Source organism: Kitasatospora sp. NPDC096077 (assembly GCF_040303245.1).
GTDB lineage: Bacteria > Actinomycetota > Actinomycetes > Streptomycetales > Streptomycetaceae > Kitasatospora.
On sequence record NZ_JBEOSV010000034.1, the window covers coordinates 14,154 to 26,992 of the forward strand.

At 69.9% G+C, this 12,839-nt stretch carries 11 protein-coding genes and 3 pseudogenes; 6 read left to right on the forward strand and 8 right to left on the reverse strand.

Annotation, left to right across the window (positions count from 1 at the left end; all coding sequences use genetic code 11):
• Window positions 1–68: 68 nt before the first annotated feature.
• The 3 genes from ABTZ03_RS26145 to ABTZ03_RS26155 form a co-directional block, all read right to left on the reverse strand.
• Window positions 69–518: a hypothetical protein gene (locus ABTZ03_RS26145; RefSeq protein ID WP_350515510.1), complete on the reverse strand. Its 450-nt coding sequence runs from the start codon at window positions 516–518 to the stop codon at window positions 69–71.
• A gap of 214 nt (window positions 519–732) precedes the next feature.
• The gene (locus tag ABTZ03_RS26150; protein ID WP_350515511.1) at window positions 733–1,482 is read right to left on the reverse strand and encodes a MucR family transcriptional regulator; all 750 of its coding nucleotides are present in this window, start codon (window positions 1,480–1,482) and stop codon (window positions 733–735) included.
• 3 nt (window positions 1,483–1,485) lie between these two features.
• Window positions 1,486–1,914, reverse strand: coding sequence for a hypothetical protein (locus ABTZ03_RS26155; protein ID WP_350515512.1), 429 nt, complete (start codon window positions 1,912–1,914; stop codon window positions 1,486–1,488).
• Window positions 1,915–2,318: 404 nt separating this feature from the next.
• Between ABTZ03_RS26155 and ABTZ03_RS26160 the strand changes: the two genes are divergently transcribed.
• Complete coding sequence (locus ABTZ03_RS26160; RefSeq protein ID WP_350515513.1) at window positions 2,319–3,086, forward strand: TetR/AcrR family transcriptional regulator; 768 nt, start codon at window positions 2,319–2,321, stop codon at window positions 3,084–3,086.
• A 71-nt stretch (window positions 3,087–3,157) separates the two neighbouring features.
• Window positions 3,158–3,902, forward strand: a pseudogene (locus tag ABTZ03_RS26165) (IS6 family transposase).
• 77 nt (window positions 3,903–3,979) lie between these two features.
• Here the strand turns inward: ABTZ03_RS26165 and ABTZ03_RS26170 are convergent.
• The 5 genes and pseudogenes from ABTZ03_RS26170 to fabG all read right to left on the reverse strand — a co-directional run.
• Window positions 3,980–4,243: pseudogene (locus ABTZ03_RS26170) on the reverse strand (IS5/IS1182 family transposase); the annotation flags it as partial.
• Between the two features lie 83 nt (window positions 4,244–4,326).
• Window positions 4,327–4,578 (reverse strand): annotated as a pseudogene (locus ABTZ03_RS26175) (FAD-dependent oxidoreductase); the annotation flags it as partial.
• Window positions 4,545–5,522 carry a dTDP-glucose 4,6-dehydratase gene (gene rfbB, locus ABTZ03_RS26180; protein ID WP_502894585.1) on the reverse strand — a complete coding sequence of 326 codons (978 nt, stop codon included), beginning with the start codon at window positions 5,520–5,522 and terminating at the stop codon, window positions 4,545–4,547. The gene rfbB and the pseudogene ABTZ03_RS26175, both read right to left, overlap by 34 nt.
• Window positions 5,523–5,564: 42 nt before the next feature.
• Window positions 5,565–6,467 carry a glucose-1-phosphate thymidylyltransferase RfbA gene (gene rfbA / locus ABTZ03_RS26185; RefSeq protein ID WP_350515514.1) on the reverse strand — a complete coding sequence of 301 codons (903 nt, stop codon included), beginning with the start codon at window positions 6,465–6,467 and terminating at the stop codon, window positions 5,565–5,567.
• A 1,393-nt stretch (window positions 6,468–7,860) separates the two neighbouring features.
• A complete protein-coding gene (fabG, locus tag ABTZ03_RS26190; protein WP_350515515.1) occupies window positions 7,861–8,646 on the reverse strand; it encodes a 3-oxoacyl-ACP reductase FabG in 786 nt (261 codons plus the stop codon).
• Between the two features lie 284 nt (window positions 8,647–8,930).
• Between fabG and ABTZ03_RS26195 the strand changes: the two genes are divergently transcribed.
• The 4 genes from ABTZ03_RS26195 to ABTZ03_RS26210 all read left to right on the forward strand — a co-directional run bounded on the left by ABTZ03_RS26195 (window position 8,931) and on the right by ABTZ03_RS26210 (window position 12,793).
• Window positions 8,931–9,365 carry a SnoaL/DnrD family polyketide biosynthesis methyl ester cyclase gene (locus tag ABTZ03_RS26195; protein WP_350515516.1) on the forward strand — a complete coding sequence of 145 codons (435 nt, stop codon included), beginning with the start codon at window positions 8,931–8,933 and terminating at the stop codon, window positions 9,363–9,365.
• A gap of 2 nt (window positions 9,366–9,367) precedes the next feature.
• Entirely contained in the window at window positions 9,368–10,207 is an 840-nt protein-coding gene (locus ABTZ03_RS26200) for an NAD(P)H-binding protein (RefSeq protein WP_350515517.1), read from the forward strand.
• 34 nt (window positions 10,208–10,241) lie between these two features.
• Complete coding sequence (locus ABTZ03_RS26205) at window positions 10,242–11,111, forward strand: NmrA/HSCARG family protein (protein WP_350515518.1); 870 nt, start codon at window positions 10,242–10,244, stop codon at window positions 11,109–11,111.
• 77 nt (window positions 11,112–11,188) lie between these two features.
• The gene (locus ABTZ03_RS26210; RefSeq protein WP_350515519.1) at window positions 11,189–12,793 is read left to right on the forward strand and encodes a PDR/VanB family oxidoreductase; all 1,605 of its coding nucleotides are present in this window, start codon (window positions 11,189–11,191) and stop codon (window positions 12,791–12,793) included.
• The last annotated feature ends 46 nt before the right edge of the window (window positions 12,794–12,839 follow it).

A 12,839-nucleotide genomic window follows, 5' to 3' on the forward strand; every position in this document is an offset into this window, starting at 1 on the left:
GGTTTCCCGGGGAGGGCGGCTGTACTCGGCTCACGGGTGCACGCGGGGGGCGGACGGTGCTGGTCGTGTCAGCGGTGTCCCGGTGGCAGGTCGAGGGTGATCTCGCGGTCGGTTGAGGTGAGGGTGATGGTCCGTTCACCGTGGTCGATGGCCCGGTCGATCTTCTTTATTTCCGCCCAGGTGAAGTCCTGGCGCCGACGGGCGGGGGAGGGGTACTGGAGTTCGCGGCTGGCCATGAATGCCGCGATGTCGTAGTCGTAGTTGTGGCCGCGGGTGAGCTGGTCGAGGTCGCGGATCGCGTGGTCCAGGCCGTGGTCGTCGTCGAGGACAGCATGGTGGAAGGCGAGGGCGAGGGTGGTGCGGGCGGCCCGGACATCGGAGGCACGGACCTCGGCGTCGAGGACGGCGGCGCGGTCGAGGAACTTCTGGCCGCCGGTGCCGGTGTCACGGACCAGGGCGGCGATGCGGGTGGTGAGGGTCGTGGCCCGCAGGTCGAGGCCGACCAGGGGCCTGGACACATCCCGGCACACCATCGATCGACCGCACCACCGACAACGTGACAAACGCCCATCCCACATCCGAGCAACACCCCCTCTGTTTTCGACAGGCTGAACGAGAGCCACTTCGGTAATGAGAACGGGAGCCACCCGAGTCCAGGCAGCAGCGGTCGTGCCGGGTGCCCTCTGGCGCTGTACTGCTGAACTCGGATGCTGCAGTTGGCCGAACCGCTCGTCACGGTTGAGCGGGCCGACGGGGCCGTTGCCGCCAGCGCTTCACGGTGCTGGCGCCGACGCCGATCCGGGCGGCCGCGGCACGGCTCGGCAGGTCGCGGGTGGCCTCGATCGCCTCGGTCATCGACGCGAAGCCGGCTGCCCGTGCGGTCGCTTCGAGGGCGTCTCGGCGGGCCTGCTGGGCGGCCTGAACGGTGCGCAGGGCTGCGGATCGCCGCGCGGCGCGCACCGCGGGAAGGCCGTTCGTGCCCGCGCGTGCGGCAGCCGAGCGGCGGGCGAGTACGTCCAGGGGAGGCGTTGCTGCCCGCATCGGGTCGAGCAGGTCCGGGTCGGCGGCCATCGCCTCGCGGCGGGTCCGCGACAGCGAGCGCCGGACGTCGGTGGCCATCAGTACGGTGCCGGCGGGCAGCGCGTACTCCGCGCGGTAGGCGGTGGCCGACATGTCGTGGACGCGGGCGAGGTGCGGTGCCAGGGACCGGAATCGACGCCCGCAGGCCAGGCAGGTCACCAACCCGTCGACGTCGGCGCCGTCCGGGCGCCGTGAGCGCACCTCGGCGGCCGGACGGGCAACGGCGAGCAGAGCGTCCAGCTCCCACAGCAGCGCGCGGCCGCGGCGGCGGCAGGCGACCGGGTCGGGCCAGCAGCCGCGCTGCTGCTGCATCACGGTCTTCAGGCTGCCGGGGGCGTAGCCGAGGATCGGTTCGGCTTCCCGCCGGGTGACCAGGTGGGAGGCGGCGTCGAGGGGGTCCACGGGTCAGCGGCGCCCGTCGCGGATCTGGTAGAGCCGCGCGCGGGTCAGGCCCGCGGCCTTCTCCAGCTCCGCGACCTTCACCTTGGTGGCCTTCCGGTTGAGCATCGCGGAGCGGATCAGCGAGTTGAACTCGTCGTCGGCGTCGGCCTTCACCTTGTCCCGGTAGCGGCGGGCGTCCTCGACGGCCTGGAGGACGTCGGCGGCCGGCCCCGTGGTCGGCTCCGCTCCGGCGTCGCTGTTGAGCTGGTCGGCCAGAACGTCCCACTGGTCCTCCAGTGGGCGACCCTGGTCGTCGGTGTCGAGCTGGTCGGCGAGCACCGCCAGGTCGTCCTTCGTCACCGGGGCGAGGTCCTCGCCCCGGTCAATGACCGCCGTGAGGGCAGGGGCGTCCCACAGCTCGCGGACCTGCCCTGCGGTGATGGTGTCCGACATGACCGTCTCCCCTTCGCCAGCGCCACCGAATGTGTAGCGCGCTTGACATTCAGCATGCTCTCACCCGCTTTGAATGTCAAGCGCGCTACACATTCTGGGAATGTTGACCCCTGCCCCACCGCCCTGTCGACGCTGGACACGGTCACCCGAAAGTGGCGATGCCGGCATCCTGCCGCGCCCTTCAATCGAGACCGCTTCACAAGCTCGCAAGTGGCCCTCGATCTCGTCGTCCGGGCGGCTCCCAAAACACCTGCCCAATACACCCCCTCAAACGCCAGGCCAGCACGCGCGACGGCGGATCTGTTGATCTTCGAGAGCGGGTCCTCCGGTCGGGATCCGGTTCACGACTCTCCGCACCGCGAACGCTATACATAGTACGGAGAATTGTGTGGCAGGATCTCCGCATGGCCACGAACCGGAGCGGAGCGGAAGACCCTGCACGCACCCTCGCCTTGCTGTGGGGAACGACGACCACAGCCGGTCGGCGCGGCCCCCGCCCGGCACTCTCGACGGCGCAGGTCGCTATGGCGGCCATCGAGCTCGCGGACGCCGAGGGCGTCGAGGCTGTTACCATGCGGCGAGTCGCCCAGGTGCTCGGCCTCTCACCGATGGCGCTCTACACCTACGTCCCCGGCAAGGCTGAGCTGCTCGATCTGATGGTGGACACCGTTTACGCCCGGATGCCGCGCAGCATGCCGGCCGACGACGGCTGGCGTGCCCGAGCCGCCGCCGTCGCCGACGACAATCGTGCGCTCTGCCGAGCCCACCCCTGGATGGCGGCCGTCTCCACCAGCCGCCCACCGCTCGGCCCCGGCCTGATGGCCAAGTACGAGTACGAGCTGCAGGCGCTGGACAGCACAGGCCTAGACGATGTCGAACTGAATGCCGCGCTGACCCATCTGCTGGGATTCGTGCAGACCTTTGCCCGGATGGCCGCCGACGAGCGAGCCGTCCAGCAGGACAGTGCGATGAGCGACAAGCAATGGTGGGCGGGCAACGCCGAGTTGCTCGCCCGAGTGTTCGACCCGGAGCGCTACCCGACCGCCGCACGGGTGGGTGCGGCAGCGGGCGAGGCCCACAGTGGTGCGTACAGTCCGGCGCGTGCCTACGAGTTCGGCCTGGGCCGGGTCCTGGACGGTCTGGCGGCTCTGATCGAGAAACGGACGCACTGACCCTCTTCCCCGGCCAGGCCGCAAGCGGAAGCGTTCCTCGGGCACTGTCACTTTGTTGGCGGCGGGATGGGATGATCTTCGGACTGATCGTTTCCAGGGAGGGGGTCGTCGTGTCTGTCGTGGCGCCGTCGTACAGGAACCACCGGTACCCGGTGGAGGTCATCGCGCACTGTGCGGCTGTACTTCCGGTTCCCGCTGTCGTTCCGTGAGGTCGAGGAGCTGGTGCTCCAGCGGGGTGTGGTCGTCTCCTACGAGACCGTACGGCGGTGGTGCCTGAAGTTCGGCCAGGCCTACGCCAACGCCTTGCGCCGACGGGGCCCGTAGCCGGGTGGCAAGTGGTACCTCGACGAGGTCTTCATCAAGGTCAACGGCGAGCGGAAGTACCTGTGGTGGGCCGTCGACCAGGACGGCAACGTCCTCGACATTCTCGTCCAGAACCGTCGCGACAAGGCGTTCCTTCCGCCGACTCCTCAAGATCACCGGACGGGCGCCAGGGGTGATCGTGACGGACAAGCTCCGTTCCTACGGTGCCGCGCATCGTGAGGTGATGCCCCCGGTGGAGCACCGCTCCCACAAGAGGCTGAACAACGGGCCGAGAACTCGCACCAGCCCACCAGGCAGCGCGAACGCGCGATGAAAGGCTTCCGCATCGTCGGCGGAGCACAGCGGTTCCTCGCCGCGTTCACCGGCATCAGCCTGCACTTCCGGCCCGGCCGACACCTCATGACCGCCACCCGCAACCGCCGCGAAATAACCATCAGGTTCTCGATCCGGAACCACGTCACCAGCGCCACCGGCCTGTCCGCCACGGCCTGAACAGCAGACCATCCCCGGCCTCGGCACATCCCAACACACCACCGATCGACCGCACCACCGACAACGTGACAACGCCTCATCGCCCAGTAGACGCGTGAGGCGGAGGAGGAAGGGCGGTGCGCGTAGTCGCGGATCAGGCGTCGGCGCAGTATCAGGATCCCGAAGGTCTGTTCGACCCTCCAGTGTTTCGGCTGCGGGACGAACCGGCGGTCCTGCGGGTTGTGTTCGATGATCTCGACGTCGATGCCCAGGCTGGTGCCGTGTGCGGTGACCTGGTTCTTGATGCCCTGGTCGACCAGGGCCTTGCGGACGGTACCGCCGGTGTGTTCGGCGACCTGGTCAGCCGGCTGTGGTCGGTGTCGAAGCGCACCAGCCGCCGGCCGCCCCGGTGCAGGGTGAAGTGCTCGACCCGCTGCCCGCGCGGCAGCAGCTCGTCCAGGACCCCCATCTGGTTGTAGGTCTCCAGGGTCCGGGCGTGCGTGGCCAGGGCCCGTCTGGTGGTGGCGGGGCCCCGGGCGGCGTCCACCAGCCGCACCGCGACGCGGTGCCGGGCCAGCTCGTGGGCGGCGCTCAGGCCGACCGGGCCGGCACCGACCACCAGGAGCTGCGGGCCGGTGCGCCCGGCGGCCGGGTCCGGGGCCGTCACCGCGCCGCCTCGTTGAGCAGCGGCTTCCACCAGCCGGGGTTGTCCCGATACCAGGCCACCGTCGCCGCCAGGCCCTCCTCGAAGTCGATCCGCGGCGCGTAGCCCAGCTCGGTGCAGATCTTGCCGTCGTCCAGGGAGTACCGCAGGTCGTGGCCCTTGCGGTCGGCCACCTGCTCGACCGCGCTCCAGTCCGCCTCGAACAGGTCCAGCAGCAGCTCGGTAAGCCGCCGGTTGGTCCGCTCGTGGCCGCCGCCGATGTTGTAGACCTCGCCGGCCCGGCCCCTGGTCAGCACCAGGTGCAGCGCACGGCAGTGGTCGTCTACGTGCAGCCACTCCCGGACGTTGTCGCCGCTGCCGTACAGGGGCAGTCGGCGGCCCTGGAGCAGGTTGGTGGTGAAGCGCGGGATCAGCTTCTCCGGGTGTTGGTAGGGCCCGTAGTTGTTGCAACAGCGGGTGATCGACAGGTCCAGGCCGTGGGTGCGCCAGTAGGAGCGGGCGATCAGGTCGGAGGAGGCCTTCGAGGCCGCGTAGGGGGAGTTGGGCAGCAGCGGGCTCCGCTCCGTCCACGAGCCCTCGTCGATCGATCCGTACACCTCGTCGGTGGAGACGTGCACGACCCGCTGGACGCCGGTGCGCAGGCACGCGTCCAGCAGAGTCTGGGTCCCGGCGACGTTGGTGCGTACGAACTCCGCGGCGGAGTGCAGCGAGCGGTCGACGTGCGACTCGGCGGCGAAGTGCAGCACCGCGTCGTGCCCCGGCAGCACCTCCAGCAGCAGCGGCAGGTCGCAGACGTCCCCCTCCACCAGGGTGAGCCGGGGATGGCCGAGCGGCAGGTTGGCCCGGTTGCCCGCGTAGGTGAGCTTGTCGACCACCGTGACGTGGGAGGCCTCCTCGCCGGGATAGCCGCCGTCGACGAGCGTGCGAACGTAGTGGGAGCCGATGAACCCGGCCGCCCCGGTCACCAGGATTCTCATAACGTCCTGTCCTTCCACTGTCGATCGAGGATTGGGTGTCCCTCACTTGGCCGCCAGGGCCTGTTCCAGCCGGGCCCCGGTCGACACCGCAGTGTCCATGACGTACTGGCCGTAGCCCGAACCGGCGAGTGCCTCGCCCAGCCGGTAGCAGGCGTCCACGTCGATGAAGCCCATCCGCAGCGCGACCTCCTCCAGGCAGGCGATGCGGATGCCCTGGCGGCGTTCGAGGGTCTGGATGTACTGGCCGGCGTCCATCAGCGAGTCGTGGGTGCCGGTGTCGAGCCAGGCGAAACCCCGGCCGAGTTCGACCAGTCGGGCCGTGCCCGCCTCCAGGTAGCGCCGGTTGACGTCGGTGATCTCCAGCTCGCCGCGGGCGGACGGGTGCAGCTCGCGTGCGATCTCCACGACGTCGCGGTCGTAGAAGTACAGGCCGGTGACGGCCAGGTTCGACCGCGGGTTCCTGGGCTTCTCCTCGATGGAGACCAGGCGCCCGTAGGCGTCGACCTCGCCGATCCCGTAGCGCTGGGGGTCCGCCACGGGGTAGCCGAAGAGCACGCAGCCCTCGGCGATCGAGGTGTGTGGGCGCAGCACTTCGGAGAACCGGTTCCCGTGGAAGATGTTGTCGCCCAGGATCAGGGCGCACGGCTCGCCGCCGATGAAATCGGCGCCTAGCGTGAACGCCTCGGCGATGCCGCGCGGTTGGGACTGCTCGGCGTAGCGGATGTTCAGGCCCAGCGCCGAGCCGTCGCCCAGCAGCCGCTGGAACAGCGGCAGGTCGCGGGGCGCCGAGATGAGGAGGATCTCCCGGATGCCGGCCAGCATGAGCACCGACAGCGGGTAGTACACCATCGGCTTGTCGTAGACGGGCAGTAGTTGTTTGGAGACACCCTGGGTGATCGGGTGCAGCCGGCTTCCGCTTCCGCCGGCGAGGATGATGCCACGCATGGACAGCTGACTCCTTTGCGGGACCGATGCGATCCAGAGGTTTCGAGCCTCCCCCGGGCGCATCGAATCAGCTCGGAGCTCCGGTGGAGTACGCGGTGGCCTCCCCGGCCAGCTGTTCGACGACGGTCGCGGGGGCGGGCATCGCGGCGATCTCGGCGGCGACCGCGGCCGCCCTCTCTCGCGCAGGACACCCGTCCTGGCCGCCCTCCTCGCCGCCGTCCCTGCCTGTTCGGGTCGCTTGGGTCGCTGCGTCTGGTCCACGTCATCGGGTGATACCTCGCGTGTCGCATGGAGCCGGTGACGACGGCTCCTCGCTGCCGTCCCGCCGTCTCGGTGCCCGGGGTTTGGGGTCCGGGGGTGTGATGGCCGTCAGGCCGCCGTCCAGGAGGCGGGTGCGCTACCTCGGGGTTCCGGTAGTACTCGCCGAAAAAGCAACGAAGTAGGCGCTGATCTGGTCCTTTTGATGGGATGCCCGGTTCGCACCCCGAGGGCGTCGTCCGTCTGCAGGATCATAGAGACGGGTCACCTTTCGCTCCTTTCATCACACACTCGAGCGAAGGGTGACCTACCTCATGAACCCGACATCACGACATGCCGGGGAACCTCTGCATTTGAACCCGTACGCACCTCTGCACATGAGGGGCCCTGGCAAGATTTCCGTGAAGCCGGGGCATGCGAGCGTACGCCGGTGACGCTCCGTCATGCGTTCCGGCATTCTCGGCGAGTGTGATGACCTCATACGGGTTGTGTTCCCGCACCTCGATGCGGTGCGGGTGGAGGGCGGCGTGGTTCGGATCTCGGCCCGCACCCGCGAGTTGATGGTTGCCTATCCGGAGTGCGGCCGGGATTCGACACGGGTGCACAGCCGCTATACCCGTACCCTGGCCGATCGCGCCGTCGGTGGCCGCCCGCTGCCGGTCAGTTTGTCAGGCTCGCCACCCCGCCAACTCGCGCCACTCGGCCACCACTGCCGGCCCCGGCCGGAGGCCGCGGCATCACCGTCTCGCCCCGAGCCCGGACGAGATTGTCGTGAGATCCCGCAGAGGCCGGTCCCTCGTACGGAGCAACCATCCCCCGGTGCGGGGCGGCCGTCGTGACCCGGCGGGAGGGCGGGTCGTCGGGGCCGCCCGGTGTACCGGCCACGATCGAGTCGGATGTGAAGGCCCGTCCTGGGTTCTCCGTACCGTCCGAGGGGGTGCTGGCGACGAGGTACCCCGATCCCGAAAACACTGTATTCACAGACTCTCCGTTCACCATCAAATCGGCGACGGAGTCGAACATTCGTGTAGGTCCGTGATCTGCGAGTCCGGACGTGGGCCTGCTGTGGTGCCTCCGGCTGGAAGCCTGTCGCCCGGGGGGGCGTTGTCGCTGTCGTTGGCTTCTCCTTCCCGGGTCAGAAGTTGCCGAGGCCGCCGCAGACGTTTAGGGCCTGGGAGGTGATGGAGGCGGCCGTGTCGGTGGTCAGGTAGCCGACCAGACCGGCGACCTCCTCCGGGGTGGAGTACCGGCCGAGCGGGATCTTGGCGGTGAACTTCTGCATGATCTGCTCTTCGGATGTGCCGTACGCGGCCGCGTAGCCCGAGCGCACGCGCTGGGCCATCGGGGTCTCGACGTATCCCGGGCAGACGGCGTTCACGGTGATGCCGTTGGGGGCGAGCTCGTTGCCGAGGGCCTTGGTGAAGCCGACGACACCGTGCTTGGAGGCGGAGTAGGGGGCGCCGAGCACGACACCCTGCTTGCCGGCGGTGGAGGCGATGTTGATGATCCGGCCACGGCCGGAGCCTTCCATGCCGCCGTTCTTGATGACCTCTCGGGTCATCCGGAAGACGCTGGTGAGATTGGTGGTGATGACGTCGTCCCACAGCTCGTCGGTGAGGTCGGCGGTGGGACCGCCGCCGCTGCGGCCGGCGTTGTTGACGAGGATGCCGATCGGGCCGAAGGCTTCGACGGCGGCCGCGACGAGCGCCTTGACCGACCCGGGGTCGCGGACGTCGGCGACGGTGCCGGCCACTTCCAGGCCCTCGGCACGCAGTTCCGCCACCGTCTCCTTGACCTGCTGCTCGGTTCGGGAGCAGAGGAAGACCCGGTGACCGCGGCGGGCGAGGTCGCGCACCACGGCCAGCCCGATCCCGCTGGTGCCGCCGGTGACCAGGGCCACCGTGTTGGTCTCTGTCGTCATTGGTCTACCTCCGTCAAGGGCATGGACGCGTCCGACCATCTCTCCAAGCGCTCGACGGCTGGCCGAGCGGCACTTGAGGGCCGGGCCCGCGCCACGGCCGCAGAGCCTCGCTCGAAATCTCCTCGAAGTCTGCTGCACATTCCTTCGAGTTCCCTTCCAGGATTGTTCGATTCTCGCCGATGAGACATGACTCGCATATTCCCGGAGGTTGTCCGGACGCCTTCTTTTCCACCAAGATTGCGAAAGACCCGGAGAGCTGGGACATATTCCGAGGAAGGAATGCGATGAGCGGCCAGATAGACGCTGTGCGCCGGATGATCCAGGCCTACAACACCGGAAATACCGACGACGTGGCGGAATACATCCACCCGGATTACCTCAATCCGGCCTCGATGGAGCACATGGACCTGCGTGGTCCCGATTCCTTCGCCATGGCCGTCAAGTGGCTGCGGATGACGTTCTCCCAGGAGGCCCGCCTGGAGGAGGTGCAGCTGGAGGAGCGCGGCGAATGGGTGCGCGCCTACCTCGTCCTCTACGGCCGCCACGTGGGCGACCTCGTCGGCATGGCCGCCACCGGCCGGGTCTTCTCCGGCGAGCAGATCCACCTGATCCGCTTCGTCGACGGCAAGATCCGCGACCACCGCGACTGGCCGGACTACCAGGGCACGTACCGGCAGCTCGGCTCCCCGTGGCCGGAGCCGCAGGGCTGGAGGGACTGAGCATGTTCCTCGTCACCGGAGCCACTGGCAAGGTCGGCCGCGAGGCCGTCGACCAGCTGCTCGCGCTGGACCACCCGGTCCGTGCGCTGAGCCGCAACCCCGAGGAGGCGAACCTGCCCGCGGGCGTGGAGGTGGCGGCGGGCAGCCCCGCCGACCCCGCCTCGCTCGCAGCCGCCTTCGACGGGGTAGCCGCAGCCCTGGTGGTGCTCTCCGGCGACGTCGCCGGAGAGGCAGCGAACGTGGCAGCTGCCGCCCGCGCGGCCGGCACCTCCCAGATCGTGCTGCTGTCCTCCGCCGGCATCGAGCACCCATTGCCGCACGGCATCTCGCAGGAGCACCGGGCCTCCGAGGTGGCGATCGAGGAGTCTGGGGTGCCGTGGACCTTCCTGCGGCCGGGCCCGTTCCACGCCAACACCTCCTGGTGGATCCGTACGGTCCGCGAGACCGACTCGGTGCGCTGCTGGATCGGAAACAACCCCGGTGCTCCGATCGACGAGTACGACATCGCCTCGGTCGCGGTGGTCGCGCTCACGCAGAACGGCCACCTGGGGAAGTCGTACCTGCTCACCGGCCCGGAGACGCTGACCTCCGAGGATCAGGCCCGGATCCTGGGCGAAGTACTGGGACGGGAGCTGGAGTTCTCGGTGGCGCCGCCCGAGGAGGTGGTGGACGTGTTCACCGGGATCACCGGGGACCGCCCGGCCGCCGAGACCAACGTGGCGGCCCTGCGCAGCCCCGAGGTGCCGTGGGCCAAGCCCACCCGCGCGGTGCGTGACCTCACCGGACGCGAGCCGCGCCCCTACCGCCGGTGGGCCGTCGAGAACGCGGCTCTGTTCGAGTGAGCAGCCGGAACCCGAATCCGAAGGGGATTGTCAGATGAGCAGGATCCTGGTGACCGGTGCGACCGGTCTGCAGGGCGGGGCGGTGGCCCGTGAGCTGATCCGCCGCGGCCGGTCGGTGTCGGCGCTGGTGCGGGACCCGGCCTCGGAGCGGGCGCGAGCGCTCGCGGACCTGGGCGTGGAACTGGTCCGCGGCGACCTGGACGACGAGTCCTCGCTGCGGTCGGCGCTGAAGGGCTTCCACGGCCTGTTCGCCGTGCAGAACTTCATGACCCCGGCCGGGCTGGGCGGCGAGGTCCGCCAGGGCCGGGCGCTCGCACGGGCCGCGGAGGCGGCCGGAATCGGCCACGTGGTGTACACGTCCGTGGGCGGCGCGGACCGGGAGAGCGGGGTCCCGCACTTCGACTCCAAGCGGGGCATCGAGCGGTACCTGGAGCGCACGGGTGTGCCGTTGACGGTGCTGCGCCCGACGTTCTTCATGGACAACTTCGCCGCCCACGGGCCGGAGCTGGTGGACGGCACGCTGCTGGTGCGGCTGGCGCTGCGGCCCGACACCCGGGTGCAGTTCATCGCGGTAGACGACATCGGCTGGTTCGCCGCCGAGGCCTTCGACCGGCCGGAGGCGTACGTCGGCCGGGCGGTGGAGATCGCCGGTGACGCCCTGACCGCGACGGAGATCGCGCAGGCGTTCTCGGCGCGCTCGGGCCTGCCGGCCCGGTTCGAGGAGCTGGCGCTGGACGCGGTGGCGAACAACCCGTACATCCCCAACGCCCCCGATATCGCCCTGATGTTCGAGTGGTTCCAGTTCCACGGATACCAGGCCGACATCGAGTCGCTGCGGGCCGAGCACCCGGGGCTGCAGTCCTTCGCGACATACCTCAAGGGCATCGAGGTGCCCACGGCCTGACGGCAACGGCACCTGACACGCACGAAACGCAAGAGGAGAGCGAGACCGCCTTGGCAACCCCGACTCGGCACCGGTCCTTGCCCACATCCACCCCCGACAGGCCCGAGGAGGCGATCAGGAAGGAGGAGCAGCAGCCCGAAAGCCCGTCCGGAGCGGGACGGAAGGAGTCCCGGCTGAGCTCCAGGGGGCGGAAGCTGACCCTCGCCCTGCACATCACGTCATCGGTCGGCTGGATGGGCCTGTCCATGTCGATGGCCACGCTCGCGCTCATCGGCTACCTCACCTCGGATCCCGGTGTGGCCAAGGGCGCGTACTACGCGATGTACGTCTTCGACGAGAGCACCGTCTCGGTGATCAGCCTGGTCTGCGGGGTCACCGGCGTGCTGCTGGGGCGCGGGACGCCGTGGGGCCTGCTGCGCCACTGGTGGGTGGTGGTCAAGTGGGTCATCACCCTGGCCGTCGCGATGATCGCCTGGGTGTACACCCATCCGCTGGTGCTGACCGCCGCCGAGAAGGCGGCCGCGTCCGAGGACGGGGTCTACCGGCCGGGGCCGGAGGGCACCCTGCTCGCCTGGACAGTGCCGCCGCTCTTCTGCGGGCTGCTGTTCCTGGGCTTCGTCTCGGTCTACAAGCCGTGGGGGCGTACCCGCCGCGGGCGCCGGTACGCACAGAGCCGCGCGGGTTCGCCCGCCCCGTCCTCCGGCCGGGGTTCCGGTCCGGGCGCCGGCCCGCTGCGGGTCGCGGACGTCCCGGTGATCGTCGAGGCCGCCGACCGGCTGGCCGAGGGCGTCGTGGGCCTGCGGCTGGCTCCCGTGTCCCGGGCCGCCACCGAGCCGTGGCGGGCGGGTGCGCACATCGACCTCGTCCTGCCCTCGGGGAAGGTGCGCCAGTACTCCCTGCACGGCGACCCCGCGGACGGCTCGGCGTACCAGGTGGCGGTGCTGCGGGAACTGGAGGGCAGAGGCGGCTCGGCTGAGGTCCACACCCTGTCCGTGGGCGACCGCATCGCCGTACGCGGCCCGCGCAACCACTTCCCGCTGGCCGACGCCCCCGCCTACCTGTTCGTCGCGGGCGGCATCGGGATCGTCCCCCTCCTGCCCATGATCGAGCAGGCCGAACGGCTGGGCACCCCCTGGCGGCTGCTGTACGTGGGCCGCAGCCGCGCCTCCATGGCGTTCCTGCCGCGGCTGGAGCGGTACGCAGCGCAACGGGTCTCCGTGTACGCGCGCGACCTGACGGACCGTCCCGACCTTGCCGAGCACCTGTCGGCGAGCCCGGCAGGCACGGCGGTGTACTGCTGCGGCCCGGACGGGCTGATGCGGGCCGTCGAGAAGCTGATGGACAGCGCCTGTCCCACAGGGAGCCTGCACCTGGAGCGGTTCGTGGCCGCCACGGACACCGCCGTGGGTGAGAACCTGCCGTTCGAGGTCGAACTCGGCAGCACCGGCACGGTGGTGAGCGTCCGGGCCGACCAGTCGGCGCTGGAGGCCCTGCGGGAGGAGTCGCCCGGACTCGCCGCCTCCTGCGAGGACGGCCTGTGCGGCAGCTGCGAGCTGCGCGTGCTGCGGGGTACCCCCGAACACCGCGACCACGTGCTCTCCCCCGCCGAGCGCGGGCGTACCGACGTGATGTACCCGTGCGTCTCGCGGGCCCACGGCGGCCGCGTCGTGGTGGACCTGTAGCGCATAAGGGCCCGGGACAAAACTCTTGGGTTCTAGGAGTCGTTGC